Raw genomic sequence first — 26,241 nt, 5'->3', positions numbered from 1 at the left:
TTAAATAATAGTCCCAGGAACGGGTAGCAGGCATCCGTGGGATGCCATGCTTACGACTCCGAGCTCTGCGAGGGATCCCATAACCTTCCGCGTATGAAGCGGGTGCTCTACCTCCCACGCTATCCTGGAATAGCGGATACAGAGTAAGCGCGAAATAATCCGGCGGATGTGAATGCGTCCCTCAATCACTCATAATGGATTTGAACTATAAACTACATTTTAGTGTGAACACTTGAACTTATGAACTTCATTTTGGTGTCACATGGAAAGGATAGCTTATGTCAGATCCCAAGCATTATCGTACTAAAGATGAGTGGTTCAAGCTCGTCCAGGAGTGCCGTAAAAGCGGTTTATCGGACGCTCAATGGTGCGCATTAAATGGTATCAGCCGTCATTCATTAAACACTGCTATCAAAAGGCTGCGGAAATGTTCTTATGCAATTCCTCCTCGCAGCTCTGATGATATATATGACCTGGCCATTCCAAAACAGGATGTGGTCAAAGTGGATATCGTTCCTGATATCCAGCCGCCACAGAAGATCATTCCTGAGGCGGCACCGCACATTGACAATTCACATATGATAGAGATAAGTCTTGGAGATGTACATATTTCTCTCTTCAACGGAGCTGATCCGGATCTTGTAACCAGGACTCTCTCAGCCTTAAGGAGCTTCGTATGATCGGCGATATAACAGCTGCAGATGAGATCTACATTGTCTGCGGCTACACTGACATGAGAAAGTCTATCGATGGCCTCTGTGCCATAATCGAAGACAAGCTCCACATGGATCCAAGAAGCAGGGCTCTGTATCTCTTCTGTGGGAGAAGGGCTGACAGGTTCAAGATGCTTCTTTGGGAGCCGGACGGATTCATACTGTTCTACAAAAGACTATCCGCCGAACAGGGACGATACCGCTGGCCAAGAAACAAGGATGAAGTACGCAACCTGACCTGGCGCGAGTTCGACTGGCTTCTCTCAGGTATCGATATAGAGCAACCTAAGGCCATTAGAGCCTCTTAAGGTCTGTGTATCAGTTTTTGTGCATAATTCTGAAATCGCCTTATATCGGATTAATTAGATGCCGGTTTTCAGATCACTTTGGCACTTTTACCGATATTAATTGCCTTGTAAGTCTGATAAAATCTATATATCAGATGTAAGGAGGCTGTCGTGGCGAGAGATTCCAAGGACCAGCAGCTCATTGAGCTGAAGGACACTGTGAAAGAACTGAATACCACCATCAGAAATCTCAACGCACACATTGAGGCTGCTAACAAACGCGAAGAGGAGCATCTTCTGAAAGAGCAGGAACATATCGAAAGAGAAAAAGTCCTGCAGGAACAGATAGATTACCTCACCAAGAAACTCTTTGGCAGATCAAGTGAGAAACGTGATGATTTTGAGGGACAGCTGAATCTCTTCAATGAAGCCGAAACTCTAAAGGCTGATCCTGATCCCGAGGAACAGGAATTCACCACCGTCGAGAAACATACCCGCAAGAAAAAATCCAAGATGTCTGATAAGTTTGCAGGCCTCCCTGTCCAGGAGGTTATTCTTGATGTTCCTGAAGATGAGCGCATCTGCGATGTCTGTGGCACTCCTCTTGAGAGGATTGGGAAAGAATTCCTTCGCAGAGAGATCGAATTCATTAAGCCAAGTATCAAGATCATTGATTACTACAGTGTCAGCTATGGATGTCCTAACTGCAAGATAAATGCTGAGGTCCCGCACATCGTAAGAGGACGCGACGGTCAGGCACATATGCTGCACGGCATGGCATCTGCCGGAACAGTTGCGTGGGTAATGTATCAGAAGTATGTTAACTCTCTTCCTCTTTACAGACAGGAAAAAGACTTCAAGATGTACGGAGCCGAAATCTGCAGAGGAACCATTGCCAACTGGATAATCAATAACGCTGAAGAGTTCTTCAAGCCTATGTGCAATTACTTCCAGAGAAAGCTTGTTGCCGGAAGATATGCAATGGCAGACGAAACGCCCGTACAGGTGCTCAAAGAACCAGGGCGCAGGGCTGAATCAAGGTCGTACATGTGGGTTTTCCGTTCGGGAGAGTTTGATCCGGAGCAGATAGTTCTGTTCCACTATTCTCCGACACGGGCGGGAGATACTGCAAAGGAGTTCCTTGAAGGATTCCACGGGTACCTTATGACTGACGGGTACAGTGGATACAATAAGCTCAGGGACTGCACGAGGAATTCCTGCTGGGCGCACATAAGAAGGTATCTTATAGATGCCATTCCCAAAGGTAAGGAATACGATCACAGCCAGCCGGCAGTACAGGGACTTGCCTATGTCGACAAGCTCTTCGAGATGGAACGGAAAATCCATGAAAAGAAGGGCTCTGATTTCGATGCCATAAAGAAGTTCCGCCTTGAAAAGGAGAAACCTGTACTTGACGGTTTCTGGAACTGGCTTGACTGCCAGACTGCAATAAAGAATTCCAGAATGTACAAAGCCCTTGTTTACATCCAAAACAGAAGACCGTTCCTCGAAACCTATCTTGAGGATGGTGGCTGCAGTTTCAATAACAACACTTCCGAGAGAAGCTGCAAGGCCTTTGTTACTGGCCGCAAGAACTGGCTGTTTTCAGACTCAGTTGATGGCGCAGAGGCAAGTGCTCTTACTTATTCCATTGTTGAAACAGCTAGGGCAAATGGTGTTGATGTTTATTACTACCTGAAATATCTTCTCATGAAGTGTCCAACATCTCTTACCAGCGATGAAGATCTTGAGAAGCTCTGCCCGTGGCATCCTGAATGCAAGGAAGCTCTGGATGAACTTCACAGACAGCATCAGAAAGCAATCTTCGACGCAATGTAATCTTTATCATATGTGAATTGTCAAGGTGCTCCAGTCTCTATGAGGCTGGGGTATATTTTATGGGCAAAAGCCCTTGTACCTGTTAACATGCATTGCGGGATAGTGCAATCCGCCGGATTATTTTGCGCTTACGATACAGAGGGACTTGAACCCACAACCTCCCGGTTAACAGCCGGGCGCTCTGCCAATTGAGCTATGTATCCAAAGCTGCGGTAGCAGGACTCGAACCTGCAACTTCCTGAGTCAGAGTCAGACGCTCTACCAATTGAACTATGCCGCATTGATGCTGCTGGTGGGGCTTGAACCCACGACCTTCGGTTTAAGAGACCGTTGCTCTTCCAACTGAGCTACAACAGCTTAGTGCTGCCTATGGGACTTGAACCCATGACCTACGGTTTAAAAGACCGTTGCTCTTCCAACTGAGCTAAGACAGCATAATGGGCCCGAGTGGAGTTGAACCACCTCGCAGGGATTTTCAATCCCCAGCTCTACCAATTGAGCTACAAGCCCTTAGAGACGTAAGTGGGAGTCGAACCCACGCTCGCGGAGTTGCAGTCCGCTGCCTTTCCAGCTTGGCTACTACGTCTTAAACTGCGGCAGAAGGACTCGAACCTACAATAATCCTGAGTCAAAGTCAGGCGCTCTGCCAATTGAGCTATACCGCACTGTGCAGTCTTAAGCGACTGCGATTATGTCATCAATAGGAACCTCAAGATAAACTGAAAGAGCCACAATCCTATCTATACTTGGAAGAACCTCTCCCCTTAAGTATCTGTAAACAAGTGATGTGCTTGCTCCGAGGTATTCTGAAACCTCAGATACTGTATGACCACTTTCTCTGATCAGCTCCCTGATCCTTATTCCTGTTCCTTCGATATCTATTACCGGATAATCCATTTCTCTTTTCCTCCTGAATAATTGCATTAAAAAATCCACCTAACGCAAGTTAAGTGGATCTAGAACTACTCTATTCTTAATGCTCAGGATTTCTTCGGATTATCTTTTCCCGGATCCTGGACCATCAACCACCAACTTGCAATTTGCATAACTAACATAGCACTTCTGATTTTTGCAGAACTGCATAAACTGTTTGTTATTAAATTGCTTGTTGATAGTTACGTAGTACATTCTTAAATAAATCCTCTTAACTTTCTGCTGCTCCCCGCAGCTCCATATCTTTATTCTGTTTGTATTATCGTCCTGTCGGACCAGTTTGTACAGTGTCATCAGATGACACGACGGCGTAAATTTACTGTAGGATTCGAAAGGGTAGATTGCCCCTGTGATCAGTTCAGATGTTCAAACCTTACTCATTATAGCGCCTGGTTGGAGGACAGTTCAAGGCTGTCATTCTAATCCTTGGTCTGTAGTCAAGCAGATCAAGGATAGGTGTGCGCTCTGGCGCACTTTATTCAAAGGCAGAGGCGTCAGCCTCTGGCTTCCTTTTAGAACAGTTTCCAGATGTAGTTATGCATTCCGATGCTCATCCACTTCTTCAGCTCTGAACTAAGCTCTACCTGTATGCTATCGACATACTTTCCCCACGCCGGATGGGAATACTGTTTTTCTCTTACATGCGCTACTACAGTCTCTACTTCTTCTGCCCCAGCAGCCTTAGGCATTACTGTCTTCTGGTAACGCACAAGTTCCAGCATATCCCTTTTGTTCCATGTATAGGCACTGAGTCTTGCCATCTTATCAGCGCCTTTTCGACTCCAGCCCATTGGAGTCATGCTCATTCTTTTTGACAGGACATGACTGACATGACCTTCAGTACTACATCCAGGAATCCTCCTGTATCTAAGCCTTGTCTTGGCTGCAGACCAGTTATCAAGTATATAATCAGCGCCTTCTTGCACACGTTTCATTTCCTTGTCGTTTGAGGCATGATATTCAAGCATATCTACCACAGACAGGAAATCTTCCTTACTTCCATCCTTGATCATTTCACAGAGAAGCTTTCTGGCATCATCAGCACTATCCATCAAATGGTTTGTCATCTTTATCAGGTATTTTTTGAGGTGGAACTCGTCCATCACATATGTGATGCCACTTATCCTTTTTCCCCCAGCCTTAATCCAGGCTCCACCATCTGCTCCTAGGTATATCCTCTTTATGCTGCTTATGTCATAGTTGTTGTCAATATATGTGTAGACTTCATCCCAGAGTTCACTGTTTGCTTTGCCTTCATAAGAACCACAGAAGAAATGGGCATTAACAAGGTGATGTCTTGTACTCTTGGGAGCATCCTTTTCAATGCCCTCATGAACATAGATAAGCTTGTTTATCATTCCATTGAGTTTTCTTCCATACTGGTTGACCTGGAGATCCCCCTTTTCCTTCTGGAACTGAAGCGACACATGATCTTCATCAGCCTCTATATACAGATACTCAACCTTGCGTTTTCTGCCTCTTCTTTTCTGTTCCTTGGGGAACTCGAGAGCATGTATCTTATCCTTTACAGTCTCTTTGCTGACCTCATCAAGGATGCTTGCTGCTTGTCCACCTTTACGATAAGAGGTCTGAACGCTCTCTGATAAGAGCTGTGCTATGGCATCTTCTGACATCCTTTCATGAGGGTCAAATGAAAGCATGTCATCCAGTAGATATCTGCGTTCTCCAGTCACCTTGTTCTTAAACAGTGTCTTGGAAAACATAACCTTTCCAATTGAGGTGATAAGAGACTTCTCGTCAGTCCTTACCACTTCCCATCTTTCCTTTCTCACAGGACTGTCTTTTAATATCTGGTTGCAGGTTGTAAGGGTTTCAGAAATGTAATCCAACGCCATCTGAAGCGCTTCATTCCTGACCTTGTATATGAAACCTGCAAAGTCTCTCGGATCCTCTGAAAAATCTTTTGATGCCTTCTGAAGATTTGGTACTCCATTCTCAATAAAATGCTGTATACTATTTAACACAAGGGGACTCCTCCGTTTGGTTATTTTGGCTTGGACACCGTAAATAACTATATCACGAAGGAAATCCCCTTTTTCAATTAATCCTACAAAAACTTTACGCTAGCAGATGACACTTAAGTGGGCAGGGTGAGACTCGAACTCACGGTGTTTCCTTGTCAGGGTTTTACAGACCCCTGCCTTCGCCACTAGGCATACCTACCCGGAGCGTTTGCGGAAGGATTCGAACCTTCGGCACAGTTTAGCCGTGCTTCGCTTTAGCAGAGCGATACCATAAGCCATCTCGGTCACGCAAACATAAGTGGGTGGAGCAGGAATTGCACCTGCGGTGTTTCTAATGTGGGAGTTTTACAGACTCTTGCCCTCGCTTCTAGGCATACCCACCCATAATAGCTCCTGCGGGACTCGAACCCGACATTTCCAGCTTGAGAGGCTGACGTCCTTACCAATTAGACCAAGAAGCCACAGTGATCCCAACGGGACTTGAACCCGGTATCTCTGACGTGAAAGGCCAGCGTCCTAAACCATTAGACTATGGGACCATGCGCAGGCGCTTTCACGCCCGCTAATCTATATTCAGTTCATGCGCTTAGTGAATAAAGCCATTCCCCTTCAACTACGATAATGTCATCCATAGCAACACCTAAAACAGCTGCTAATACGACTAAATTGTCAAGTGTTGGCATGGCAGTTCCGCGCTGCCACTTGTAAATCGCCTGTGGAGTAGCAAAACCGAACACATCCTGTAAATCCCTAACAGACATACCGGCTGCCACTCTTAAATCTGTAATTCTCTGTCCCGTAGCGACCATATCGATCGTTGGAATATTCTGTGTCATTTCCGACTCCTTTCTGGCCAATGGCCAAGTACACGAGGTGGGATTCGAACCCACATGCCTTTCAGCGTCTGATCCTAAGTCAGGTGCGTCTACCAGCTTCGCCACTCGTGCAAGTTTTGGGACTGCTGCGTCCTAGCTTCGCGTCGTCCGAATGCGTAGCTCGGCCTCCCCCGGAGGCCACGCATCCAATTACACCACGAATCTATAGCGCAGAGCCTGGGATTCGAACCCAGATATCCGTGAGGAATGTCGGTTTTCAAGACCGATGCTGTACCAATTGAGCCAACTCTGCATTTTAGGCAAAATAAAAAGCTACCTGCCTCATCTAAGAGGTAAGCAGCTGCTAAACATGTTCATCTATAAGCTCGGATCCTGTCTATCACGATTCTGCCAAAACAACATTTTCTCGCATTTGCCTATCCTTAAATGAGCGCATGAAATTAAACATCCACTCTGATTTACTCTGGAGTGATGATTCATAACATTCGCTATAAAGGCAATAATTGCGATTCATTGTTGTCATGTCTCTTTCTTTTCCTTTCCGGGAGCTCTTATCTGCTCCGCTTATCTCTTTCTATATCGTATAGTAACACCGGTATCTTTAGTTGTCTATTAGCCTTGTAGTATAAGGCCGCGTAAATTTACCTACGGAAATAAAAGGTTAGAATCCACCAAAGAAGCTCTGATAAAAGATCAGGCTTTTGAAATATTGGTTTTATATTACTCTTTTGATTTCCTTATGGCAACCCTACGCTTAGTCCTCTTGTATGTTTTTGAGCCGAGGAAATATGTATGTCAAGGGCATGCCTCATAGAGGTGCCTTGCACCCTTGACATACATATTCCCTCAGCTTTCTGGTTGATCAAGAGGACTAAGCTAAATAGTGCATCTTCAATGCCTTATAATCCAGCGATGTGATGATTGATGCATAGCTTCTTCTTTATCTCTGATGGAAGTGTTCCCTGTATAGCAGCCATATACTTACCAAGTTCATAATGCCTGTTCTTTTCAGATCTCATTACCTCTGTAGGTGAGAAATATGACATCTCATAACCTACAGCATCTTTCAATTCTTCTCTTTGGAACTTGGCTAGTTCGAGCATATCTCCACCGTTGTAGAAGTATGCTCTGAGCCTTCCCATTTTTCCTGCTCCACGCTTACTCCATCCCATCGGTCTTGAACTCATGCGTGATGATAGAACATGACTCACATGTCCTTCAGCGCTGCATCCCGGAAGTTTCCTTCTGTTACTCAGTCTGACTTTGCATGGCATCCAGTTATCAAGGATATATTTTCTTCCGTCTTCAATACTCGCAGCCTGCTTTTTATCTCCGGCCTCTAGATACTCTTTTACCATGTCAACGTATGAATTAAAGTCATTCTTAGTCTTATGCATGATGATTTTTCGGAGGTCTGAAATAGCATCCCACTGGCTATCTCGGAGATGGCTGGTAATCTTTCCCAGGTACTTTTGCATGTGGAACTCGTCCATTGTAACTATGACTCCGGAAACATTTTTCTTTCCAGCTTCAATCCATGCACCACCATCGCCATTTATGTATATCTTCTCAATACGACTCATATCATAGTGGGTATCTATATATGCGTAGATACGCTCCCAGAAGGCGTCATTTGTCTCGCTGGTACTGTCAGAACAAAAATAATGAGGATTAATAAGTCTATGTCTCTTGCTCTCCGGGGATTCATTTTCAATGCCTTCATAGACATAGACCAGCTTTTCTATCATGCTGTTATACTTATAACCATTTTCACCTTTGACCAGGTCGCTTTTTTTCTCTTTGAACTGGAGCGATACATGGTCCTCATCAGCATCTATGTACAGGAACTGTACGAATTTCTTATCTATTAACGCTTCATCTTCAGGCGGAAACTGTAATGCATGTATTTTCTTCATCACGGTCTGTTTGCTAACTGAATCAAGTATGCTTGTTTTTTCTCCACCTTTTCGATATGAAGTCTGAACTGTTTCTTCTAAAAGCCTTGCTTCTGCATCCTCTGTCATTCTCTCATGAGGATCCATACCCATGAGTAAATCTATGATATAAGAGCGCTTTCCTTCTTCTTTGTTCTTGAACAACGTCTTATTGTAATTAACGTTACCAAGGGATGTTATAAGCTGTTTGGACTCATGTCTGTCCACTACCCAAGAGAGCTTTCTCATCTCACTTTCTGTGATCATCTGATCCAGATATCCAAGCGTCTCCTCTATCATTCTTATACCAGCCTTATGAAGCTCATCTGTCAACTTAGTGATGTAGGATGCAATATCGGAGGGATTCTTTAAAAAATCATCCTCAAGCCTTTCAAAAACTGGTACACATTCCTCGTTAAAATACTGTATACTTTTTACCATGGAGAACACCTCTGTCTTTTATAGTTTGGTTTAGTCGCCTTTAACTTTATCAGACTTTGGTGTTCTCTTGTATTTTATTTAATCCGAGTGAAAATTTACGCTAGCTGTAGTATAAAATCTTCCCTCTTCAGTTCCATCTCAATAATATTAAAAGGCTCTTTTTCCGTTACCTCTTTATCCTTGAATCCAATCTTCTTGTAGCATTCATGAGCAATGTCATTGTTCTCAAACGCACCTATGGTAACAACCTCAGCATCCATAAGTTCAAAAGCGTATTTAAGGCCCAGGCGAAGCATTTCTGCCCCGTAGCCCTTTCCTCTGATGGTATTATCTACAATTACCCAGCCGAATCTAAGGATCCTGTTATCGCCATGGATGTAGCGGATAATGAAATGCCCTACTACTCTGTTCTCATCATCTATTGCGATCCAGGGATAAAAGTTGTCTAACTCTTTGCAGTCGCCATTACTCTGTCTGTACTTGTCATCAATAATGCCTGCGGTAATCGGGAACTCTCCAAAATGATCTCCGCCCCACTTAACAAATACATCCTCGTCTTTTATCCATTCACTTATCTTTTCAGCATCACAGCTCTTATATGGTCTAAGTCTCAGCATAATCCCAGCTCCTCAAAACCTCGTTCCGCACTTAGGACAAAAATCAAAGTCCTCTGCTGTCTCGTATCCACACTGTCTGCATCTCTTATAACCGGTCGTGAATCCTCTTCCGCCGCTTACCTGAGTCAGATGACTTGGCAGAATCTCCACTTCTTCGCCCCTTGCGATCATCTTACCAATCTCCGGATCAAGCTCATAAACAGTTCCGCAGCAGCTGGTCTGCACGTAGTAATGCTTATTCCACTTTAATGTAGGTATAAAGAAAAGAGACAGCACTGTATATGTCATGAACACGTTAAAGCGCCCATATTTTCCGCAGATTGCGCAGGTTATCAGCTGATTGAACTCAAAATCATTCCTGCCATCTGTAATTCCCATGATAAAAAACATCTACTTTTTCACTCCATCCTTAATAATGTACCCTCACAATCTTTGCCCCAAATGGGAAAAGAGCTACTCTAGCAATCTTAAAGAACTGCTTACCGAAGGGTATACCGATAATAGTAATGCAGAAAATGCAGCCAATCACCGCGTTTGCAATCGCAAGTTCAATCCCGGAAAGACAGATCCAAAGGATGTTAAGAAGCAGAGATACTGCCCCGCCTTCGTCCACAATCTCTTTTCCAAAAGGATTCAGTGATATTGAAGAAAGCTTAAAACACTGGAGCCCTACAGGAATACCTACAACTGTGCAGCACCAGAGAAGTCCTACAATCCACCATCCCAGGGCACTAAGCAGCCCTCCGCATAATATCCAAATCAAATTACCAAGAAATCTCATAATCAATCTTCTCCTGTAACAACTTCTCCAGTCCAGTCTATAATACCGCCAAACTCAAACACATTTGTGTAACCCATATCAAATAATTTTTGCGAAGCTTCCTTACTACGTCTTCCACTTCTGCAGTAAACAAGAATAATCTGATCAAGATCCGGTAATTCTTTAGGCTGCGTATCAATTATGCTCTCGTTTGGAATGCATATAGCTCCCGGAATATGCCCTTCATCAAACTCATCCTGGCGCCTGACATCCACGACCACATGGCCATCTTCAATATCCATCATTAGCTTCGCCGTCTCCTGGTCAATCTGTGTGTAACTATTCTTGTCATTCTTCGAAGCAAGAAAAACAGATGTTGGACCATCCGCACCACCGATAATTGTCACATCCGATTCAGTTTTAGCTCCGCAGCCCGCAAACACAAGGGCAAACATTAGCATAGCTACGATAAAAATCTCTTTTCGTCTCATTGTATCTTTTTCTCAGCCATTCTCTCTTTTATTACCACCACAACAGTTCCAACTGCGGCAACTGCAAACGCGATAAAGCCATAAACCATCATGATAGCCGCACCAAAAATCGGAGTCTCAGGATTAGCGCTGACAAAGTAGTAGTAATAATATGTGTAAAGAATCATTCCCACTACGGTGGATGCAACAAGCATCAAAGAAGAAATCACATACTCTTTCATGCTTTTGGCAAGGAACATATTCATAACTCCAAGTGCAACAATTATTATCAGTAAATGCCTGCTGATTAGTGTTCCTCTAAGCTTATCAACAATGAAGAACATAATAAGCGGTATCAAATTCAGCCATTTGAGATATCTCATAATCCCATCCTCATGCTGACAACTCCGTCTTTCTCGCCAACTTCTTCAAAACCCATACGCTTATACAGCTCGTATCCAACCTTCATCACTTCAGGCTTGGTAGTAAAAGTAACTTCCTTAAATCCAAGCTCTTTTGCCTTATCAAGCATGGTATTAAGCATTACTCTCGCATAGCCTTTGCCGCGAAATTCAGGCTTTATGAATAATCTCTTAGCTTCACAGGTTGCATCATCAATCTTCCTGATGGCAATGCTTCCAACCGGGGTCCCATCCTCACTTCCAAGAAGCAGCGCTCCGCCCTTATAATACCCGTCCAAATCAGCTAGTTCCTTATCAAAAGAAACAAAGCAGCTCTCCGCACCTTTTATCTGGGAATATTCTTTGAAAATCTCTTTTATAACTTCGTTGTCCTTACAGACCCCAACATTAAACTCTGACATCATTCATACACTCCTCTCGTTTATTATGCAGGATAAAATGGGCACTTCTCTCTTATACACTGCTGATTCTGGGAATAGAATTCACATTCCTGCTCCTCGTATATCAGCTTTACATCATAGTGCTCATTCACATATTTTATTCCATTCTTAAAAGCAATCATGGCATCTCTTTTGCAGCAACGAGGCCCGTTTATCTCCCCAAGGTCGCTGAGAGCCGCCGATGTGAACCGCATATGATTTCCCCAGGTACCATCAACAGACAAAGGCCCAGTTCCATCAATTATGGAAAGAGCTGCACCGATTGATGTTACAGCACCGCAGACTCCCCAAAGTCCACACATTGCTCCAGGCATCCTAAGTCCTTCTCTGATCAGCTTTTCAAGGGCTTCATCAAGATCTATGTCGCCACTCGCATTCTTGAATGCCACCAAAAGACATGCTCCATCAAGTATGTGGTGTTCCGGTCCGTGGATACTCACATACTCCTTCTTTGCCATTCTCTTAAAAATGGCAACAGGGCTTGTACCCTCTTCGTTCTTTATATCATCAACAATAAGTCGGGCTTTCATTTCCATTTCATTCATCAGTTTTCACCTTACTATCTTGCTTATAATTTTCCCAACTTCTTCATCAGCTGTCAGGTCATAGACCATCCTGTAACAGTCAAGGGCCTGCTGTGTGTCGCCAGCTTCATCAGCCTCCTGTGCTGCTTTGTAGAGAAGTGCCAGTGTAACAGGATTCGCCTCGGTTGGAATATCATTTTCCTTCAGGATCTTCTGTATCTGGTCAAGATCTTTATCAGCCATCTTTTTGCCAATAGCTTTCTCAAGGAACTCAAGCTACGCATCGGCTTGCTGTGAATCCTCGAAGTACTTACTGTACAGATAACATGCTGCAGCCACCTCAGGTTTGTACTTCTCCAGGTAGTACCACCCAAGATTCCTGTAATAAGCTGCAAGCTCAGCTCTGGTGCAGCAGTAATTGTAAGACTCTGTCGTATAGGAATACTCCCCCTCGGAGTCGCCAAGCTGCTTGCAACATAGGATTATCCCAAGTATGGCTTCCATATCCACAGGATTCTCAAGATGCGCACTTAGCCACTCCTGCTGGGCCTTCGCGTAATCCCCGGAAAGAAGCAGCTCTTTTGCCTTAGTCTTGTGCGGCGTCAGAGTATCCTCTTCTGAAATTTCATATTCATCATCGCCCAGGCAGTAGTATTCATATAAAAAGACCTCTGAAATGTGCCTGAGGCATACATTAAGCTTACTCATGATCTCATATTCCCCTTAGTTGTCAGAGCAGACTCTCCATCATTGCTGCAGCTTCGCCAACGATATCATTGCAGGTACGCCCCGTACCTGATCTCCTGGCTATCAGCTCCTTGCAGAAAAGAGATCCGTTCTTTTCAAGGAACATCTGCTCATACTCCTTGGCCTTATCTATACCAAGCTTCTCAAGCATGGCAACCACACTTAAGTATCCGCCACACTTTCCATCGATGCTTCTGGGCGCCGGAACAAAGCTCTTAGCTTCAGCTTCTGACATCCCAAGTTTCTCTGCCATAAGGTTCAGGGCTGTGCTCTTTCCTGAGCCATTGTTTCCATACAAAATCGTTATTTCAGAAAAAGACAGCTCCCGCAGCTCATTCTCTGCGAACACCTCAAACGGATAGAACGAGGTATAGCACGTTCTTCTTATATAGTTTACAAACTGCTCTTCATTTTCCACTCCTGGAAACTTAAATGAGTCAATATATCTCATTTTAAACCTCAAAATCCAGGCAGCTTCTGATCTTGGTATAAGGTCTTACCTTAGAATCAGCCACTGCTACGTGCTCAGGATGAACTGAATATCCCTTAAGTGCCTCTACGTTCTCAAAAGTTGAATCCAACATAAGGTCTGCATTTGAAGACTCAAGGCCGTTGATATTAACCTTGATATCAACGATTCCAGGGACCTTGCCCTTTAATCCTTCAAGGCCTTCCTTGATTCCCTGCTTAATTGTCATCTTTTCTTCTGCAGAAAGTTCATCCTTAAGTGTCCATAAAATCACATGTTTAACCATTCTCGTTCCCCTTATCCTTTCCATCAATTCATTGTTCCGCTCAAGCGCATCATAAATTCCATCCTCAGAGAGCACTCCGCGCTTCAGATCTTTTGGCAAACGTCCCTCTTCATCACCAAATATCCCCATCTCTGCATTCGCAGGCATAATCAAAAACCGGGAACCACTGAAACTCAGAATCTCCTTTCAAATACAAAGGATGTCTGGGATTCCCCCATCTGGTCGTACTTCCAAGGTGGTACCACTCAGCCTCTTTTATCGTATCCTGAATGTCATAAAGCGTGTTGCCAAGATAATCCCTTGAATCAATGAGATCACCCCAGGCAGCCCAAACCTTATCGATGAAGTAAGATTTCTGAAGAGCCTCCAGAACCTTGAGATTCTTCTCGATTAGTTTTTTGTCCGCCTTGGCAGGCAGATCGTCGGGGTTCGTAGCCCTTAGCGGGTAAAGATTCGCCATGATCCAGCCATCACAGGTAGGATCCTTTTGAACAAACTTCCGCACTCTTTTAATAGTGGGATCCAAATTATTTTCTCCCGCTGATGCCGTGCTTGGATTAACGCCAAACACAAGCATGTTCCTTCTCCCAGGTTGCCCTAGAAGATATCTTTCCTTCTCATCTCCGAAATATAGCCATCCGCCAGGAATATCATCCTGCCTAGCAAGCCATGCCGGAATATCTTCAAGCATTCTCTTATCTATTCTCATCTATGATCAGTCTCCCCTAACCCAATACTTCTTGTTAAGCTTATGCCATCCTTTTCTTGATCTCATATCCAAGAAATTCCCATCAGCCTTTATAATTCCCATATCCTCTGGCTGTCGCAAAGACTCTTTTGCCGTCTCTGATCAGCGCAGCTACTACATTTATTGTCTTTCTGGAAGTCTCCATAAATGCCTCTTTTTCCCAAATAATCACTCTTTCAATTATAGTAAAAAAAATACTCTGATGCTATATGAGTCATCAGAGTATCATCTATGGTAAATCCCCTTAATGTATCTGGGTTGTTTGAGGGAGGAAAGGCTGACTACTTATTCGGATCAGCCTTTTTTTGTGTGTTATGAAAGTTTCTATGAAAAAGTGTTGTGTGGGGTTCAAGAAGTTTTGTTCTTCTTGATGTATTCATGATATGATCCGAACCTTAAAACAGCCTTAAATGATTTTAAACAAAATGTGTTCATTTCTGGATGCTCACCTCATACCAATATTCTCTTGGCCAAGAAAAAACAAGGAAGCATTTGGCTCTTGCCTGCTCCCTTGTCCATCATAATAATATCACGCCTAAAATGGTCTTCCATAATCAATCTATACTCAAACTATACTCAATTTATACTCATTGTATACTCAATCTATACTCACTTCAGTTTAGCTCCATCAGAAAAAGCATTGCCTACTTTCTCACCAATTCCAACGTAAGCATTGTTAAATGGATCAAATGCTATAGGTCTAAGCTTTTTCATATCAACCTTGCCATCTGTAATCACGCTGTCATCCGCACTTACATTTACGATCTCGCCAACAAGTATGCCGTCTGTGAAGCTCTTTACCTTACATTCTAAAGCAAGAGGGAGTTCATCGATGAGAGGTGCATCCACAAACTCACTCTTTGTTGCATGGAAACCGGCTTTTTCAAATTTATCAGGAACCTTCCTGCCGGATTCTATTCCTACATAATCACATGCAACAACCTGATCTTCAGTAGCCATACTTACAGTAAAAGCACCTCTTTTAGCAAGATTATCAGTAGTCTTATGCTCTGAAAGGCTAATAGATATCTCTTTAAAATCTGTTGTGATTCCCCAGGCAGCATTCATTGCATTGGGAACACCGTTCTCATCATATGTTCCGATAATAAGTACCGGGTGTGGGTACATAAGTGGCTTTGCTCCAAAGTTTGTTCTGCTCATTTCTCTGTCCTCCTCGTTAATCTAATGATGTGCGCCAACTTTAACTTATATTCCGATATAATGCTCATTCCAACAAACTGGAATTGTTAGCACTCTGTCTTATTGCACCGGAGGCATAAAGCATAAAATGCAATCGCCAGAAACTGTGATACCACAGACACAGTGACAAGATACACAGGATTCAAATCATACAGGGCACCGAGAAGCCAACTGCCCAGAAACCACGCAATACCAAATCCTGTCTCAAATATTCCGAAACCGGTGCTTCGCATGGAACGCGGGACGATTCCGCTGACAGCTGCTTTCATAATACTTTCCTGCGCACCCATTCCAATCCCCCACAGAATTATCCCAGCTCCGATCAACCAGGCATTTCCAGTCATAAAAACAAAACATGAGAAGAATGTGCTGCATAGTGTGGAAATGATCAGAGCCTTCAGCCCGACCTTATCATAAAGCCAGCCAAAGAATAGTGCAGCAAAGGCATCCACAGCCATTGCCCCAGCATATAACAGGCTGAGCATGGATTCATTAAATGCTCCGGTATTAGCCGAATGAAGTGTGATCAGGGTGAAGTCTGCAAAGCCAAAAGCAAAAAAGCAGATGGCCGCCATGAACAGAACAAATGACTTCCTGAATTCAAAGCTTGCCGGTTTATCTTCCTGCTTTTCAAAGATCTCCGGATCAGGGTATCTTATCTTTGCTGTCAAAACAAGAGCTATGGTGATCATTGCAGGAACAAGCAGTATCGCAAAAGAGATCCTATATGTTGTAAAAAGGTCGTCTGTACCTTTTACAAGAGCTGTTACAAAAATCAGTATCGGTCCGAGAAACGCGCCAAGCTGATCCAGAAACTCCTGATAGGCAAAGCCTTTTCCGGTTCCGATCTCGCTTGCCGCAAAGCTTACCAATGTGTTTTTGGCAGGCTTTTTTATCGCTTTTCCGATACGCTCCAGGATCACAAGACCGCAGGCCCAAATCCAGCCATGTTCGGATACGAGTGCCAGTGCAGGAATCGCCAGAACCTGTATTACATAGCCTGTGATAACAAATGTCCAGTATTTCTTCGTTTTATCTGCTATAAATCCGGATATGAGCCTTAGTGAATACCCGCACAATTCTCCTATACCGGACACAAATCCGATGGTTGCAGCGGATGCCCCTGCGAGGTTCAGATATTCGCCCAATATGCTTCTGGCGCCTTCATGAGTCATGTCCGAAAACAGACTTACGATTCCCATCAGGGTTATAAATGTTATGGCGCCAGACAAAGCCCTTTTTTTATCCATGTTCTACTCCACTAATCCCGATTTGCTTATTTCATTATCCTGAAAGTTATTCTATACTAAGATTCTTCTTGCTTTCTGATTACAGCGGTATCTTGAACCTCCCTAGGCAGCCACTCTGCATTCACATAGTCGAGTGGGATTACTAACTCCTGCATCTTGTCTTCTGAAACAGGCCTCTTTATATCATCCGGCAAATAATCAAGACCCACTTCACGCAGGCTTAGGATACTGTCATAGCTGCAACTTTGATTATAAGATTTTTTCTTAAGCAATTCCAGAGTATGCGCTATTTCTTAATGACACGTATATCTGACACTGCCCTATGCCGCATTTTTACTACAACAGAAAACCGGAGCCAAAATTTTTAAATTTTGACACCGCATTCCTACAAAAAGACCTCAGCACTTAGCAAGCGTCCTAAGGCTGAGGTTCATTAGATATGGTACTGATGTTTATGGTTTTTTGTGTACGCGGGAGCTATGTAACCCCCCAGGGGGCTTGAAAGTCCCGGTCCTAACATGGTAACCTTGGCTCTGAAGTGAGGTTTAAAAACTATGGAGAAAATAAATATAGCCGGACACGAACTTACCTCCGGCAAGACGATAAAAGATCATATACATGTCGGCGGAACTGAGATACACATTCCCCACATCATCATCTGCGGAGAAAAGCCGGGCAAAACCGTTCTTGTCACAGCCGGCATTCACAACGCAGAATATGTCGGTATTCAGGCAGCTATTGAGCTCTCTAATGAGATTTCTCCCAAAGACCTTTCAGGAAATCTTATCATCATCCCCTTAGCCAACAGGTCAGGTTTTGAAAACAGAACCATGTCCCTTGTTTATGAGGATGGCAAAAATCTCAACAGAGTCTTCCCGGGAGACAAGGATGGTTCAGCCGCCGATCGACTGGCAAGCCTTCTGTTTGATGTTTTTATTAAAAACGCTGATGCTTACATTGACCTGCATAGCGGAGATGGATATGAGACTCTTATCCCCTACGCATACTACGTGGGAGCTTCTCCTGCCAGTGATATTGCAAAAAAGATGGTAGACTGCGTCAACGCCTCCTACTGCGTAAAGAGTACCTGCACCACCGAAGGCGCCTACAACACAGCCTCCATGGCCGGAATCCCCAGTGTTCTAATAGAACGCGGTCAGCTTAGTCTCCTTCCAAAAGATGAGGTACAGGCAGACAAAGAAGATGTACTGAACATTTTGAAATTCCTTGGTCTTATTGAAGGAGAGTACAAGACATATCCCAAGACAGAACTCAGAGAATTCAGTGATGACGCCCCATTCACCGGCTGCTGGTATCCAGAGAAAAAGGTGGGAGAGAGATTTTCAAAAGGTGATAAATTTGGTGAGATAAGGGATTACTTTGGAAGGCCCCTTCACACGGCCATTGCCGACACTGACGGAGTTCTGATCCATCAGTGCTCATCCCTTAGCATAATCAAAGACGGCCCCATGGTGACCTACGGTATAATTCAAAAACAGGATGCATGTTGAGTGCATCCTGTTTTTTTCATCTCTTAACGTATGTGAATGTTGAAGCAATTTCTTTGCTGTCATAGATCCCCGGAATTCCTTCAGCAAGTGGAGTCCTTGTAACGGCCATATACACACCCTTTTTCTCCACTGAGAAGAATATCCTGCCTTCCTCATCTGTGTTCAGGATTCTCTCAAAATACTCTTTTCCATCATAGAACACCACAACAACAGTGGATCCCTTAAGCGGGAACTTGTCGTGAATAAGCTTTAAATGGAGCACATCGCTGTCAGCTTCCCAGGGATCGGGAACGAAGCTTACTCTGGACTCATGGATAAATTCGGGAGTCCCCTTCTTATCTCCAACAGTTATGTTTGTCACATATATCTGAGGATAGTTCTTGGCATCAAGAATATCAGGATATGTCCTTCTGTCGCCCTCATAATACACGTCTTTTTCATCTCTTACATAATTGTTGTCATAGATACACATAAGGGTGTAAATGCCCTCAGAAACTGGCGTAAAGCGAAGCTCATAATAGTCTCCCTGCTCATCGCCCGGACCCTTAACCGGTGTTATTGATATTCTGTTGCCTTTTTCATCTGTGGCAAAGGCTCTTATCTCATCAAGGCGAAAGAATCCGTCAGGTCTCATGTGATGTCCCCATCTCATTATTCCGCAGACTTCTTCCCCCGGCTCATATACACTCTTGTCAGTGATTATCCAGGCTTCGTGGCCATATACCATCATATCTGTAGTATCAATTCCTCTTCTCATCTCAAACTCCATTCATATTATTAGACTAATGCTTTCTGCGCCTTTACCAGAAACATCCTGTCAGGCATATAAAACTGGTCTTTCTCGCTATAGAGTCTATCTCCCGCCCCAAGATCAGTAACTATATTTTCATAACCGATTTTTTCAAGACAAGCCTTGTCCCACTCCGGTCTGTCCAAAGTGCTGATAGATAACATGTGGTAAATATCGTGGCACTCCTTTACCATGGCGTCGGTCACATTTTTGTGGGCAAGGTTCTGCATCTGATCATAGTGATGAAATCCCTTTGCATACTCCGCATCATACACAAGCAGCATTCCTCCCGGCTTTAACACTCTGTGCCACTCCATGTAGGCTTCCACCGGATGCGGAAGTGTCCAGACAAGATTTCTATTTATCACCAGGTCAAAAGAGCTATCGGCAAAATCCAGTTTTTCTGCGTCCATAACCATAAGGCGCGCCTTTGCTCCATGGCGCGAAAGCAGCTCTTTTCCCTTCTCTATCATCTCAGGCGTAAGATCCACACCGGTCACGTCAAAATCAAAATCCGACAACACCATTTCGAAAAAGCCGGCTCCGCATCCAACATCCAGAACGGACAACTTATCATCAGCTGAAAAGTGTCTAAAAAACTCCGCCTGCCACAGCTGTTTTTTCTTGCTGTGGATCTCCTCGTGCTTGTGCTCACTAAAGCTCTCAGCTCTCTTTGACCAATAGGTCACAACTTTATCTTTGATATCTTCAGCTTCCTCCTCAAAAGGAATCTGCATAAGTTTAGTCATATTACTACGTATACCCCAATTATCTTTCTAATACTAAGTTATTCGATCAGATTATCGAGTAGTTCTTTTGTATACTCATGTTGTGGATTCCCGAGGACTCTGCCGGTCTCTCCCTCTTCCACACACTCTCCGTTTTTCATTACCATTATCCTGTCGCACAGCATGCTCACCAGGGCGATGTCGTGGGAGACAAATATGATCGACACCCCTTCTTTTTCCCTCAGCTGCTGCAAAAGAGCTACTACCTGGGCCTGAGTTGTAACATCCAGCGCACTTGTTGCCTCGTCGCACAAAAGAATCCCGGCATCAGAACACAGCGCCCTTGCAATTGACATTCGCTGGCACTGTCCTCCGGACATGCTTCCTGCCTTTTTCTCCAAAAGACTCTCATCAAGCCCAACGGCCTCAAGGATTCGTGACAGTTTTTCATGGCCACAGCCCTTTGTAGCTTCCACAACGGCTTTTTTCATCTTCATTCTTGGGTCAAAAGACATCTGGGCATCCTGAAATATCATCTGCAGAAAAGCTCCGGCAAAGGCCGGCGACTTACCTGTATACTCTGTTCCCTTATAATAAAGATTTCCACTATCAGGCTTTTCCAGGCAGCTGACATGACGAAGAAGGGTGCTCTTTCCACTTCCGCTCTCGCCGACGATTCCAAGGATCTCTCCATTTTTCAGGAAGAAACTCACATCCTTTAAGGCCTGTAATTTTTTGCCTTTATCAACGTAACTTTTATTTAGATTTTTTCCTTCTAAAATTATATCTGAATCCGGCATATCAGCTCACCTTCAGTCTTGGTACGGCCTTCAAGAGATTCTTTGTGTAATCGTTTTGCGGATTCTCCAGGATCTCTTTTGCAGGGCCATACTCAAGCATCCTGCCATTTTTCATGATTCCAATGTAATCAGCCATTTTAGATGCAATACCCAAATGGTGGGTAACCATCAGAATAGTAGTGCCCTTTAGTTTGTTGATCTCAAGAAGCTGCTCCACAACCATCCCTGCAGTTTTAACATCCAGGGCGCTTGTAACTTCATCGCACAATAAAATCCCCGGTTCCAGGAGCATTGTTGTGGCAATGGCCATACGCTGGTTCATGCCTCCTGAAAGCTCATAAGGCCTTGATGCAAGCGCTCTTTTAGCATCATTAAGTCCCAGGATCCGGAGCGTCTTCTCAACTTCATCTATTTTAAAATCAATGTTATTGCTCTTTAGCGCCTCCATGATCTGTGCCTTGTAAGTCCTTATGGGATTAAAAGATCCCCCGGGATTCTGAGGCACAACGCCAAGCAAAATGTCTTTTGGGGTCTCTATACTGCCGTTTGTTACAGTCACACCTCCAAAGCCATGAATAGCCTTCAGAAGCGTAGATTTACCGCTTCCGCTCTCGCCGACGATGCAGACTCTTTTACCTGCTTCCACCTCAAAAGAGATATCATTTATAACATTCTCATCACCGTAACCGGCAGAGAGATTGCTTATCCTAAGTATTGTATCCATGCATTAGTCCTCATCTCTGTATTCCATGACGCAGTCCCCAAGATAGTTAAATACTATGATGGTGACTATGGTGGCAATTGCCGGATACAGCACAGCCCAAGGTGCAATCTGTATATACGCCCTGGATTCATTGATCATTGATCCCCACTCAGCAGTGGGTGGCACAACTCCAAGCCCCAAAAAGGACAGGCCCGAGATACCTATCATTGTGGTTCCTATCTGCGTAAGGGCATTTGTAAGAAGTGGTGCTATTATATTGGGAAGTATGTGGGCCATCATTATAGCCGGCCCACTCTTTCCCGCCAGTTTTGCAGCCTGCACGTAGGGGCAATTCTTTATGGCAAAAGTATGACTCCGTGCAAGTCTGGCAAACCCGGTCCACATAGTTATTCCCAGCGCGATCATGGCGCTTGAAAGTCCTCCTCCAAGAATGCCCGCAACCGCGATGGCTACTACCATCTGAGGAAATGCCAGCATAATATCGGCAATCCTCATCATAATTTCATCCAATATTCCGCCATAATATCCGCTAAGTACTCCGATAAAGCTTCCAAGGATGAAAGAAATCGCAACCAATATAAATGTAGCTGCTATAGTTGTCCTTGCTCCATATAAAACTCTTGAAAACACGCATCTTCCCAGGTTGTCTGTTCCAAACAGAAATTCCCCGGACGGAGCTGACCTTATGGCTGATGCGCTTGTAGCATATGGGTCGTTTGGTGCAATAACGCTTGCGAAAAGAGCTATAAGCACCAAAAGAAGTGCAACACCTGCAGATACAATTACTTTTATTCTGTTAATCTTTTTCCGTTTATGGTTCATTAAAAAGACCTCGGATCCAAAAGCCTGTAGGTAATATCAACTATCAGATTTATAACAACATAGATTGTTCCCATAATAAGCACAAAGCCCATGATCACAGGGTAGTCCCTGGCTGTTATGGAATCCATCACAAGTTTGCCGATACCCGGCCATCTGAAAATATTCTCAATAACAACGCTGCCTCCCATCAGGGTTCCGATCTGAAGACCGATTATCGTAAGTATGTGTCCAAGACTGTTTCTAAGGACGTTGTTGATTAGAATAAATCTGCCCTTTACCTTTCTGGACTTCATCCCCACAACATACTCTTCCCCAAGCTGATCCAAGAGCTCGCTCCTTATCTGTCTTGTAAACCTTCCCGCCATGGGTATTGCCAGAGAAAGTGCAGGCAGCATAAGTCCTTTGATGCTTCCATCTGCAATTACAGGAAAGACCTTGATATGTATGCAAAACAGATACATCAAAAGTACTGATATCAGGAAATTCGGAAGAGAATTACCTATAAATGAAAAGAGCCTGACGATATGGTCTACCAATTTTCCCTTTTTGACCGCTGACCATATTCCCAGTGGAAAAGAGATTATAAGCGCCAAAAGCAGACTGGTTAAAGCCAGCCCACATGTGTTCTTAAGCCCTTTTATCAGTTTTGGCGCAACGGGAAGATCATCCTTAAAGGAAACACCAAAATCTCCTCTAAGAACATTCGAAAGCCACTCCGCGTACCTAACGATAAAGGGGCGGAGGAGGCCAAGCCTCTCCCGCTCCGCTTGCAGTATTTCTTTTGTGACCACCACACCCTGGGAGGTGAGTCTCTTTTCCGCAGGATCACCGGGAGCCAGATACATTATGCCAAACACAAGAAAGCTCAGCACTAAAAGTATCATGACAAGTCCCAGAATCCTTTTAAGTATTTGTTTAGCCATTAATGTCAGTCTCTGCGTCTACTCCATAGAAATCGAAAGGAACATACTCAGCAAATCCGCTTACGCCCTTACGAAGAACTGTAGTGTTATTGAAAAGTCCAACATATCCAAATGCATTGTCATCTATAGCAATCTGAACGATCTTGTTGGCAAGCTCTGCTCTCTTTGCAGTATCTGTCTCAATTCTGAGCTGCTCAATCATGCTCTGGCATTCAGCACTCTCAAATCCACCTACATTGTAGTAAGCTCCGTCTGCAAGAGTTGAGTCGATGAAGTAAAGAGGATCACCTGACTTATCAGCGATCATGCAGTAAAGAGCAAGATCAAAGTCAGCGTTTGCAATGTAAGTAGCATCCGGATCTTCCTCAACTCTAAGTGTTGAATCAATACCAACAGCCTTAAGCTGCTCCTGGATCAGGATTGCAAGAGTATCAAGAGATCTTGCTGCATAGTATGCAATGCTGATGCTGAGCTTATTACCATCCTTCTCGTAGATGCCGTCAGCCCCAAGTGTATAACCATCGGCCTCCAAAAGCTCTTTTGCCTTGGCAGTATCTACTGCAGGAACATTTACCTTACCATAAGCAGCTGATGTTGAGAATGGTCCGACTGCTGCAGATACTGTACCTGAAAGGTACTCTGCAATCTTGTCCTTATCAACAGTGAGATTGATTGCTTCTCTCACAGAATCATCAAGTGTATTCTCATTGAGAATGTAGAACTGGAGACGTGCACCGGGAATTGAAACTACATCGTACAGATCAGGGCTCTGGTTATAGACCTCAAGAGCTGCTGATGAAACGCTGTTGTAGCAGTCGATCTCGCCGCTCTGCATAGCAAGGAGCTTGGGATCATCCTCCTGCATGTAGTAGAATACAGCGCCGTCAAGCTTAACATTTCCGCCCCAGTAGTTTTCGTTCTTTGCTACTGTAACATCTCCCTCAGGGATAAACTCTGTAACAACAAACGGGCCTGTGCATACAGGTGCGTTGTCAAAATCTGTTGTTGCATCAAGATCGATCATTCCGCACTCAGGGCTTGCAAGGTCGTTCTTAAGAGTAGGGTAAACTTCCTTAGTATCGATAACGATTGTCTTGTCATCTGTAGCAGTCATTTCAAAATCGCCGAGATAAGCAAATCTGCTGTTCTCTGCAGCAAGACGCTGAAGGTTTCTGATTACCATATCAGCTGTCAGAGGGTTTCCGTTCGAGAACTGAACTCCATCATTAAGTGTAACAGTCCATGTGCTGCCATCTGCAACTGCGTCCTTAGCAAGGCATGGAACAGCACTCATGGTCTCGTCGAGCTTAAACAGTGCCTCTGAAACTCCATAAATTGATGTGTACCATCCGTAGTACTCCTTATGTACATCAAGACTTGGATAAGCAAAAGATGCTGCAGTGTGAAGAATCTTTTCACCTGTAGCTGTAGACTGACTTGCGTCAGCTGTCTGATCATCAGATGTTGTTGCCTGTGTATCAGCAGATGCCTCAGATTCTGTTGTCTGAGTTTCTGTTGTCTGAGTTCCTGCACCGGAACCACAGGCTGCCATTGATAATGTCATGGTTGCAGCAAGCAGTGCTGCTAAAAATTTTTTCTTCATAATATAGTATCCTCCATTGTGTCTGAATCACCTCACACAATGGAAAGGATAGCATTGTAAAATCCGCCCCACAAGCCCCCTGGGGGGTTATTACTACGTTGGTTATAGTTTTTTAACTTGATTTTGAGACGAAAAAGCATCATACTCATTTCTTAGCGTTATTAACTAGGAGGTATATATATGGATACAATTCAGATACTCAGAGATCTTTTTATCATAATCGTCATGGCAAAGTTATTCGGACTGATAGCCAGAAGACTTCATGCGCCACAGGTTGCCGGTGAGATCATCGCAGGTCTTCTCATAGGTCCAACACTGCTTAATCTTGTTAATCCCAGTGATTTCCTGTCGGGCATGGCCGAAATCGGTGTGATTCTTCTGATGTTCAGCGCCGGACTGGAAACAGATATCGACAAACTCAAAAAATCCGGCCTGAAGGCAACAATCCTTGCATGCACAGGTGTTGGAGTTCCGCTTGTTCTTGGAACGCTCCTGTACATGGCCTTCTATGGCTTTGCAGCTCCCGGATCAACCGAGTTCATAAAAGCACTCTTTATAGGAACTATTCTTACAGCTACTTCCGTGAGCATAACAGTTCAGGTTCTAAAGGAACTTGGAAAGATTTCCACAGAAGTGGGAACAACAATTATGAGCGCCGCAATCATCGATGACGTAATAGGAATCGTGGTTCTTACAGCTGTTCTTGGTCTGAAAGATCCAAATGCCAATCTTGCAGCTGTTTGCTTAAAGACCGTAGCCTTCTTTGCGCTTTCGGTTGTTGTGGGAATTATCATCTTTAAGATAATGTCAAAAGCAGAAGCGAAATGGCCTCATACCAGAAGAATCCCGATCATGGGTCTGGCACTTGCCTTTGCAATGTCTTATGTTGCCGATAAGTACTTTGGAGTAGCTGATATCACCGGTGCCTATGTTGCAGGTATTATTCTCAGCTCTCTGGACAACTCCGAGTATATAGACAGAAAGATGGACATAAATTCATATATGTTATTCGGCCCCGTATTCTTTGCAAGTGTAGGCCTTCAGACAAACCTAAGGTCTGTCGACATGACAATCCTTGCATTCTCGGCAGCATTTGTTGTCGTTGGACTCCTCGGAAAGGTTGTCGGCTGTGGCATCGTTGCAAAGCTCCTTAAGTACAACACCTCTGACTCGTTAAAGATTGGTGTGGGTATGATGACCAGAGGCGAAGTTGCACTTATCGTAGCTCAAAGAGGTTTAAAAGCTGATATCGTTGACAGCAGATACTTTACCGCAGTAATCCTGTTGATAATATTAAGCTCAATTCTGACACCTATAATATTGAAGGCTATATATGCCTCAGATGACAAAGCTAATTCTCCTGCCTGAGTTAATCGACTGTAGAACTGATATTGTACTAAAATAAAAAGGTCCGCTTTCTATTAAGAAAACGGGCCGTT

General features: G+C 44.0%; 30 protein-coding genes, 14 tRNA genes and 2 pseudogenes. 6 read left to right on the top strand and 40 right to left on the bottom strand.

What is annotated here, in order from left to right; genetic code table 11:
- Positions 1-278: 278 nt before the first annotated feature.
- The 4 genes and pseudogenes from tnpA to tnpC all read left to right on the top strand — a co-directional run.
- Positions 279-428: pseudogene (tnpA, locus tag T456_RS24295) on the top strand (IS66 family insertion sequence element accessory protein TnpA); the annotation flags it as partial.
- Positions 429-503: 75 nt separating this feature from the next.
- Positions 504-680 carry a hypothetical protein gene (locus T456_RS22380; RefSeq protein WP_155838035.1) on the top strand — a complete coding sequence of 59 codons (177 nt, stop codon included), beginning with the start codon at positions 504-506 and terminating at the stop codon, positions 678-680.
- Positions 677-1,021: an IS66 family insertion sequence element accessory protein TnpB gene (tnpB, locus tag T456_RS0107115; RefSeq protein WP_024864678.1), complete on the top strand. Its 345-nt coding sequence runs from the start codon at positions 677-679 to the stop codon at positions 1,019-1,021. The genes T456_RS22380 and tnpB overlap by 4 nt, the downstream gene beginning before the upstream one ends.
- A gap of 150 nt (positions 1,022-1,171) precedes the next feature.
- A complete protein-coding gene (gene tnpC / locus T456_RS0107110; protein ID WP_024865528.1) occupies positions 1,172-2,839 on the top strand; it encodes an IS66 family transposase in 1,668 nt (555 codons plus the stop codon).
- A gap of 130 nt (positions 2,840-2,969) precedes the next feature.
- On the opposite strand, the gene T456_RS0107105 is transcribed toward tnpC, so the two are convergent.
- From T456_RS0107105 to T456_RS0106950, 33 genes and pseudogenes are all read right to left on the bottom strand, one after another.
- Positions 2,970-3,042, bottom strand: a tRNA-Asn gene (locus T456_RS0107105).
- Positions 3,043-3,046: 4 nt separating this feature from the next.
- A tRNA-Gln gene (locus T456_RS0107100) sits at positions 3,047-3,119 on the bottom strand.
- A 4-nt stretch (positions 3,120-3,123) separates the two neighbouring features.
- Positions 3,124-3,196: transfer RNA gene (locus T456_RS0107095), tRNA-Lys, on the bottom strand.
- A gap of 4 nt (positions 3,197-3,200) precedes the next feature.
- Positions 3,201-3,273: transfer RNA gene (locus T456_RS0107090), tRNA-Lys, on the bottom strand.
- 4 nt (positions 3,274-3,277) lie between these two features.
- Positions 3,278-3,349, bottom strand: a tRNA-Phe gene (locus T456_RS0107085).
- A gap of 4 nt (positions 3,350-3,353) precedes the next feature.
- Positions 3,354-3,425 (bottom strand) — tRNA-Cys (locus T456_RS0107080).
- Between the two features lie 5 nt (positions 3,426-3,430).
- Positions 3,431-3,504 (bottom strand) — tRNA-Gln (locus T456_RS0107075).
- 10 nt (positions 3,505-3,514) lie between these two features.
- Complete coding sequence (locus T456_RS0107070; RefSeq protein ID WP_024865527.1) at positions 3,515-3,736, bottom strand: helix-turn-helix domain-containing protein; 222 nt, start codon at positions 3,734-3,736, stop codon at positions 3,515-3,517.
- A 548-nt stretch (positions 3,737-4,284) separates the two neighbouring features.
- Entirely contained in the window at positions 4,285-5,757 is a 1,473-nt protein-coding gene (locus tag T456_RS0107065) for an ISLre2 family transposase (RefSeq protein ID WP_024864352.1), read from the bottom strand.
- A 118-nt stretch (positions 5,758-5,875) separates the two neighbouring features.
- Positions 5,876-5,958: transfer RNA gene (locus T456_RS0107060), tRNA-Tyr, on the bottom strand.
- A 4-nt stretch (positions 5,959-5,962) separates the two neighbouring features.
- Positions 5,963-6,051 (bottom strand) — tRNA-Ser (locus T456_RS0107055).
- Positions 6,052-6,056: 5 nt separating this feature from the next.
- Positions 6,057-6,140 (bottom strand) — tRNA-Tyr (locus tag T456_RS22375).
- A 4-nt stretch (positions 6,141-6,144) separates the two neighbouring features.
- Positions 6,145-6,218, bottom strand: a tRNA-Glu gene (locus tag T456_RS0107050).
- 4 nt (positions 6,219-6,222) lie between these two features.
- A tRNA-Glu gene (locus T456_RS0107045) sits at positions 6,223-6,296 on the bottom strand.
- A 39-nt stretch (positions 6,297-6,335) separates the two neighbouring features.
- Positions 6,336-6,593 carry a helix-turn-helix domain-containing protein gene (locus T456_RS0107040; RefSeq protein ID WP_024865526.1) on the bottom strand — a complete coding sequence of 86 codons (258 nt, stop codon included), beginning with the start codon at positions 6,591-6,593 and terminating at the stop codon, positions 6,336-6,338.
- Between the two features lie 29 nt (positions 6,594-6,622).
- Positions 6,623-6,704: transfer RNA gene (locus T456_RS0107035), tRNA-Leu, on the bottom strand.
- Positions 6,705-6,801: 97 nt separating this feature from the next.
- A tRNA-Ser gene (locus T456_RS0107030) sits at positions 6,802-6,885 on the bottom strand.
- Between the two features lie 607 nt (positions 6,886-7,492).
- On the bottom strand, positions 7,493-8,968 hold the full coding sequence (locus tag T456_RS0107025; protein ID WP_024865525.1) for an ISLre2 family transposase: 1,476 nt from the start codon (positions 8,966-8,968) through the stop codon (positions 7,493-7,495).
- 95 nt (positions 8,969-9,063) lie between these two features.
- The gene (locus tag T456_RS0107020) at positions 9,064-9,585 is read right to left on the bottom strand and encodes a GNAT family N-acetyltransferase (protein WP_024865524.1); all 522 of its coding nucleotides are present in this window, start codon (positions 9,583-9,585) and stop codon (positions 9,064-9,066) included.
- 12 nt (positions 9,586-9,597) lie between these two features.
- On the bottom strand, positions 9,598-9,975 hold the full coding sequence (locus T456_RS0107015; protein ID WP_024865523.1) for a zinc ribbon domain-containing protein: 378 nt from the start codon (positions 9,973-9,975) through the stop codon (positions 9,598-9,600).
- A gap of 19 nt (positions 9,976-9,994) precedes the next feature.
- Positions 9,995-10,366, bottom strand: coding sequence for a YccF domain-containing protein (locus tag T456_RS0107010; RefSeq protein ID WP_024865522.1), 372 nt, complete (start codon positions 10,364-10,366; stop codon positions 9,995-9,997).
- 2 nt (positions 10,367-10,368) lie between these two features.
- Entirely contained in the window at positions 10,369-10,836 is a 468-nt protein-coding gene (locus T456_RS0107005) for a rhodanese-like domain-containing protein (RefSeq protein ID WP_024865521.1), read from the bottom strand.
- Positions 10,833-11,198 carry a hypothetical protein gene (locus T456_RS0107000; RefSeq protein ID WP_024865520.1) on the bottom strand — a complete coding sequence of 122 codons (366 nt, stop codon included), beginning with the start codon at positions 11,196-11,198 and terminating at the stop codon, positions 10,833-10,835. Before T456_RS0107000 ends, T456_RS0107005 begins: the two co-directional genes overlap by 4 nt.
- Complete coding sequence (locus T456_RS19375) at positions 11,195-11,641, bottom strand: GNAT family N-acetyltransferase (RefSeq protein WP_024865519.1); 447 nt, start codon at positions 11,639-11,641, stop codon at positions 11,195-11,197. Before T456_RS19375 ends, T456_RS0107000 begins: the two co-directional genes overlap by 4 nt.
- 20 nt (positions 11,642-11,661) lie before the next feature.
- Complete coding sequence (locus T456_RS0106990; RefSeq protein ID WP_024865518.1) at positions 11,662-12,222, bottom strand: DUF5714 domain-containing protein; 561 nt, start codon at positions 12,220-12,222, stop codon at positions 11,662-11,664.
- Positions 12,223-12,228: 6 nt separating this feature from the next.
- A complete protein-coding gene (locus T456_RS0106985) occupies positions 12,229-12,444 on the bottom strand; it encodes a hypothetical protein (RefSeq protein ID WP_024865517.1) in 216 nt (71 codons plus the stop codon).
- A gap of 33 nt (positions 12,445-12,477) precedes the next feature.
- A complete protein-coding gene (locus T456_RS0106980; protein WP_024865516.1) occupies positions 12,478-12,909 on the bottom strand; it encodes a hypothetical protein in 432 nt (143 codons plus the stop codon).
- A gap of 22 nt (positions 12,910-12,931) precedes the next feature.
- Positions 12,932-13,399, bottom strand: coding sequence for a hypothetical protein (locus tag T456_RS0106975; protein ID WP_024865515.1), 468 nt, complete (start codon positions 13,397-13,399; stop codon positions 12,932-12,934).
- Position 13,400: 1 nt separating this feature from the next.
- Positions 13,401-13,703 (bottom strand): Dabb family protein, encoded by a 303-nt coding sequence (locus T456_RS0106970; protein WP_024865514.1) that lies wholly within the window; start codon positions 13,701-13,703, stop codon positions 13,401-13,403.
- Positions 13,704-13,730: 27 nt separating this feature from the next.
- Positions 13,731-13,832 (bottom strand): annotated as a pseudogene (locus T456_RS24055) (DUF4298 domain-containing protein); the annotation flags it as partial.
- Entirely contained in the window at positions 13,816-14,412 is a 597-nt protein-coding gene (locus tag T456_RS0106965; protein WP_024865513.1) for a DUF1643 domain-containing protein, read from the bottom strand. The pseudogene T456_RS24055 and the gene T456_RS0106965, both read right to left, overlap by 17 nt.
- 648 nt (positions 14,413-15,060) lie before the next feature.
- A complete protein-coding gene (locus T456_RS0106955; RefSeq protein WP_024865512.1) occupies positions 15,061-15,612 on the bottom strand; it encodes a flavin reductase family protein in 552 nt (183 codons plus the stop codon).
- 86 nt (positions 15,613-15,698) lie between these two features.
- On the bottom strand, positions 15,699-16,901 hold the full coding sequence (locus T456_RS0106950; RefSeq protein WP_024865511.1) for an MFS transporter: 1,203 nt from the start codon (positions 16,899-16,901) through the stop codon (positions 15,699-15,701).
- Between the two features lie 554 nt (positions 16,902-17,455).
- On the opposite strand from T456_RS0106950, the gene T456_RS0106945 reads away from it, so the two are divergent.
- Positions 17,456-18,412: a succinylglutamate desuccinylase/aspartoacylase family protein gene (locus T456_RS0106945; RefSeq protein WP_024865510.1), complete on the top strand. Its 957-nt coding sequence runs from the start codon at positions 17,456-17,458 to the stop codon at positions 18,410-18,412.
- Positions 18,413-18,428: 16 nt separating this feature from the next.
- Here T456_RS0106945 and T456_RS0106940 read toward each other — a convergent pair whose 3' ends face one another.
- From T456_RS0106940 to T456_RS0106910, 7 genes are read right to left on the bottom strand one after another with little or no spacing between them, the layout of a single operon-like run.
- Positions 18,429-19,169, bottom strand: coding sequence for a DUF4198 domain-containing protein (locus T456_RS0106940; RefSeq protein WP_024865509.1), 741 nt, complete (start codon positions 19,167-19,169; stop codon positions 18,429-18,431).
- Positions 19,170-19,189: 20 nt separating this feature from the next.
- The gene (locus T456_RS0106935; RefSeq protein ID WP_051464986.1) at positions 19,190-19,951 is read right to left on the bottom strand and encodes a class I SAM-dependent methyltransferase; all 762 of its coding nucleotides are present in this window, start codon (positions 19,949-19,951) and stop codon (positions 19,190-19,192) included.
- Between the two features lie 38 nt (positions 19,952-19,989).
- The gene (locus T456_RS0106930) at positions 19,990-20,730 is read right to left on the bottom strand and encodes an ABC transporter ATP-binding protein (RefSeq protein ID WP_024865507.1); all 741 of its coding nucleotides are present in this window, start codon (positions 20,728-20,730) and stop codon (positions 19,990-19,992) included.
- Between the two features lies 1 nt (position 20,731).
- The gene (locus tag T456_RS0106925; RefSeq protein ID WP_022762018.1) at positions 20,732-21,454 is read right to left on the bottom strand and encodes an ATP-binding cassette domain-containing protein; all 723 of its coding nucleotides are present in this window, start codon (positions 21,452-21,454) and stop codon (positions 20,732-20,734) included.
- Positions 21,455-21,457: 3 nt separating this feature from the next.
- A complete protein-coding gene (locus T456_RS0106920) occupies positions 21,458-22,276 on the bottom strand; it encodes an ABC transporter permease (RefSeq protein WP_022762017.1) in 819 nt (272 codons plus the stop codon).
- Positions 22,276-23,199, bottom strand: a complete 924-nt coding sequence (locus T456_RS0106915; protein ID WP_022762016.1) for an ABC transporter permease — start codon at positions 23,197-23,199, stop codon at positions 22,276-22,278. Before T456_RS0106915 ends, T456_RS0106920 begins: the two co-directional genes overlap by 1 nt.
- Entirely contained in the window at positions 23,192-24,802 is a 1,611-nt protein-coding gene (locus T456_RS0106910) for an ABC transporter substrate-binding protein (RefSeq protein ID WP_024865506.1), read from the bottom strand. The genes T456_RS0106915 and T456_RS0106910 overlap by 8 nt, the downstream gene beginning before the upstream one ends.
- A gap of 180 nt (positions 24,803-24,982) precedes the next feature.
- On the opposite strand from T456_RS0106910, the gene T456_RS0106905 reads away from it, so the two are divergent.
- Entirely contained in the window at positions 24,983-26,170 is a 1,188-nt protein-coding gene (locus T456_RS0106905) for a cation:proton antiporter (RefSeq protein WP_022762014.1), read from the top strand.
- Positions 26,171-26,241: the final 71 nt, after the last annotated feature.

Source organism: Butyrivibrio sp. FCS014 (assembly GCF_000526935.1).
Lineage (GTDB): Bacteria > Bacillota > Clostridia > Lachnospirales > Lachnospiraceae > Butyrivibrio.
This window is presented reverse-complemented; position numbering and strand designations above follow the sequence as displayed.

What these genes read in the sequence shown, in the direction of transcription:
- T456_RS0107010 (WP_024865522.1), bottom strand. Translation starts at nt 10,366, where the DNA reads ATGAGATTTCTTGGTAATTTGATTTGGATATTATGCGGAGGGCTGCTT.
- T456_RS0106915 (WP_022762016.1), bottom strand. Translation starts at nt 23,199, where the DNA reads ATGGCTAAACAAATACTTAAAAGGATTCTGGGACTTGTCATGATACTT.
- T456_RS0106980 (WP_024865516.1), bottom strand. Translation starts at nt 12,909, where the DNA reads ATGAGTAAGCTTAATGTATGCCTCAGGCACATTTCAGAGGTCTTTTTA.
- T456_RS19375 (WP_024865519.1), bottom strand. Translation starts at nt 11,641, where the DNA reads ATGATGTCAGAGTTTAATGTTGGGGTCTGTAAGGACAACGAAGTTATA.
- T456_RS0106965 (WP_024865513.1), bottom strand. Translation starts at nt 14,412, where the DNA reads ATGAGAATAGATAAGAGAATGCTTGAAGATATTCCGGCATGGCTTGCT.
- T456_RS0106905 (WP_022762014.1), top strand. Translation starts at nt 24,983, where the DNA reads ATGGATACAATTCAGATACTCAGAGATCTTTTTATCATAATCGTCATG.
- T456_RS0106920 (WP_022762017.1), bottom strand. Translation starts at nt 22,276, where the DNA reads ATGAACCATAAACGGAAAAAGATTAACAGAATAAAAGTAATTGTATCT.
- T456_RS0107000 (WP_024865520.1), bottom strand. Translation starts at nt 11,198, where the DNA reads ATGAGATATCTCAAATGGCTGAATTTGATACCGCTTATTATGTTCTTC.
- T456_RS0107040 (WP_024865526.1), bottom strand. Translation starts at nt 6,593, where the DNA reads ATGACACAGAATATTCCAACGATCGATATGGTCGCTACGGGACAGAGA.
- T456_RS0106910 (WP_024865506.1), bottom strand. Translation starts at nt 24,802, where the DNA reads ATGAAGAAAAAATTTTTAGCAGCACTGCTTGCTGCAACCATGACATTA.
- T456_RS0106950 (WP_024865511.1), bottom strand. Translation starts at nt 16,901, where the DNA reads ATGGATAAAAAAAGGGCTTTGTCTGGCGCCATAACATTTATAACCCTG.
- T456_RS0107025 (WP_024865525.1), bottom strand. Translation starts at nt 8,968, where the DNA reads ATGGTAAAAAGTATACAGTATTTTAACGAGGAATGTGTACCAGTTTTT.
- T456_RS0106935 (WP_051464986.1), bottom strand. Translation starts at nt 19,951, where the DNA reads ATGACTAAACTTATGCAGATTCCTTTTGAGGAGGAAGCTGAAGATATC.
- T456_RS0107015 (WP_024865523.1), bottom strand. Translation starts at nt 9,975, where the DNA reads ATGTTTTTTATCATGGGAATTACAGATGGCAGGAATGATTTTGAGTTC.
- T456_RS0106930 (WP_024865507.1), bottom strand. Translation starts at nt 20,730, where the DNA reads ATGCCGGATTCAGATATAATTTTAGAAGGAAAAAATCTAAATAAAAGT.
- T456_RS0107020 (WP_024865524.1), bottom strand. Translation starts at nt 9,585, where the DNA reads ATGCTGAGACTTAGACCATATAAGAGCTGTGATGCTGAAAAGATAAGT.
- T456_RS0107005 (WP_024865521.1), bottom strand. Translation starts at nt 10,836, where the DNA reads ATGAGACGAAAAGAGATTTTTATCGTAGCTATGCTAATGTTTGCCCTT.
- T456_RS0106975 (WP_024865515.1), bottom strand. Translation starts at nt 13,399, where the DNA reads ATGAGATATATTGACTCATTTAAGTTTCCAGGAGTGGAAAATGAAGAG.
- T456_RS0106985 (WP_024865517.1), bottom strand. Translation starts at nt 12,444, where the DNA reads ATGGCTGATAAAGATCTTGACCAGATACAGAAGATCCTGAAGGAAAAT.
- T456_RS0106970 (WP_024865514.1), bottom strand. Translation starts at nt 13,703, where the DNA reads ATGGTTAAACATGTGATTTTATGGACACTTAAGGATGAACTTTCTGCA.
- T456_RS0106925 (WP_022762018.1), bottom strand. Translation starts at nt 21,454, where the DNA reads ATGGATACAATACTTAGGATAAGCAATCTCTCTGCCGGTTACGGTGAT.
- tnpB (WP_024864678.1), top strand. Translation starts at nt 677, where the DNA reads ATGATCGGCGATATAACAGCTGCAGATGAGATCTACATTGTCTGCGGC.
- T456_RS0106990 (WP_024865518.1), bottom strand. Translation starts at nt 12,222, where the DNA reads ATGAATGAAATGGAAATGAAAGCCCGACTTATTGTTGATGATATAAAG.
- T456_RS0106955 (WP_024865512.1), bottom strand. Translation starts at nt 15,612, where the DNA reads ATGAGCAGAACAAACTTTGGAGCAAAGCCACTTATGTACCCACACCCG.
- T456_RS0106940 (WP_024865509.1), bottom strand. Translation starts at nt 19,169, where the DNA reads ATGAGAAGAGGAATTGATACTACAGATATGATGGTATATGGCCACGAA.
- T456_RS0106945 (WP_024865510.1), top strand. Translation starts at nt 17,456, where the DNA reads ATGGAGAAAATAAATATAGCCGGACACGAACTTACCTCCGGCAAGACG.
- T456_RS0107070 (WP_024865527.1), bottom strand. Translation starts at nt 3,736, where the DNA reads ATGGATTATCCGGTAATAGATATCGAAGGAACAGGAATAAGGATCAGG.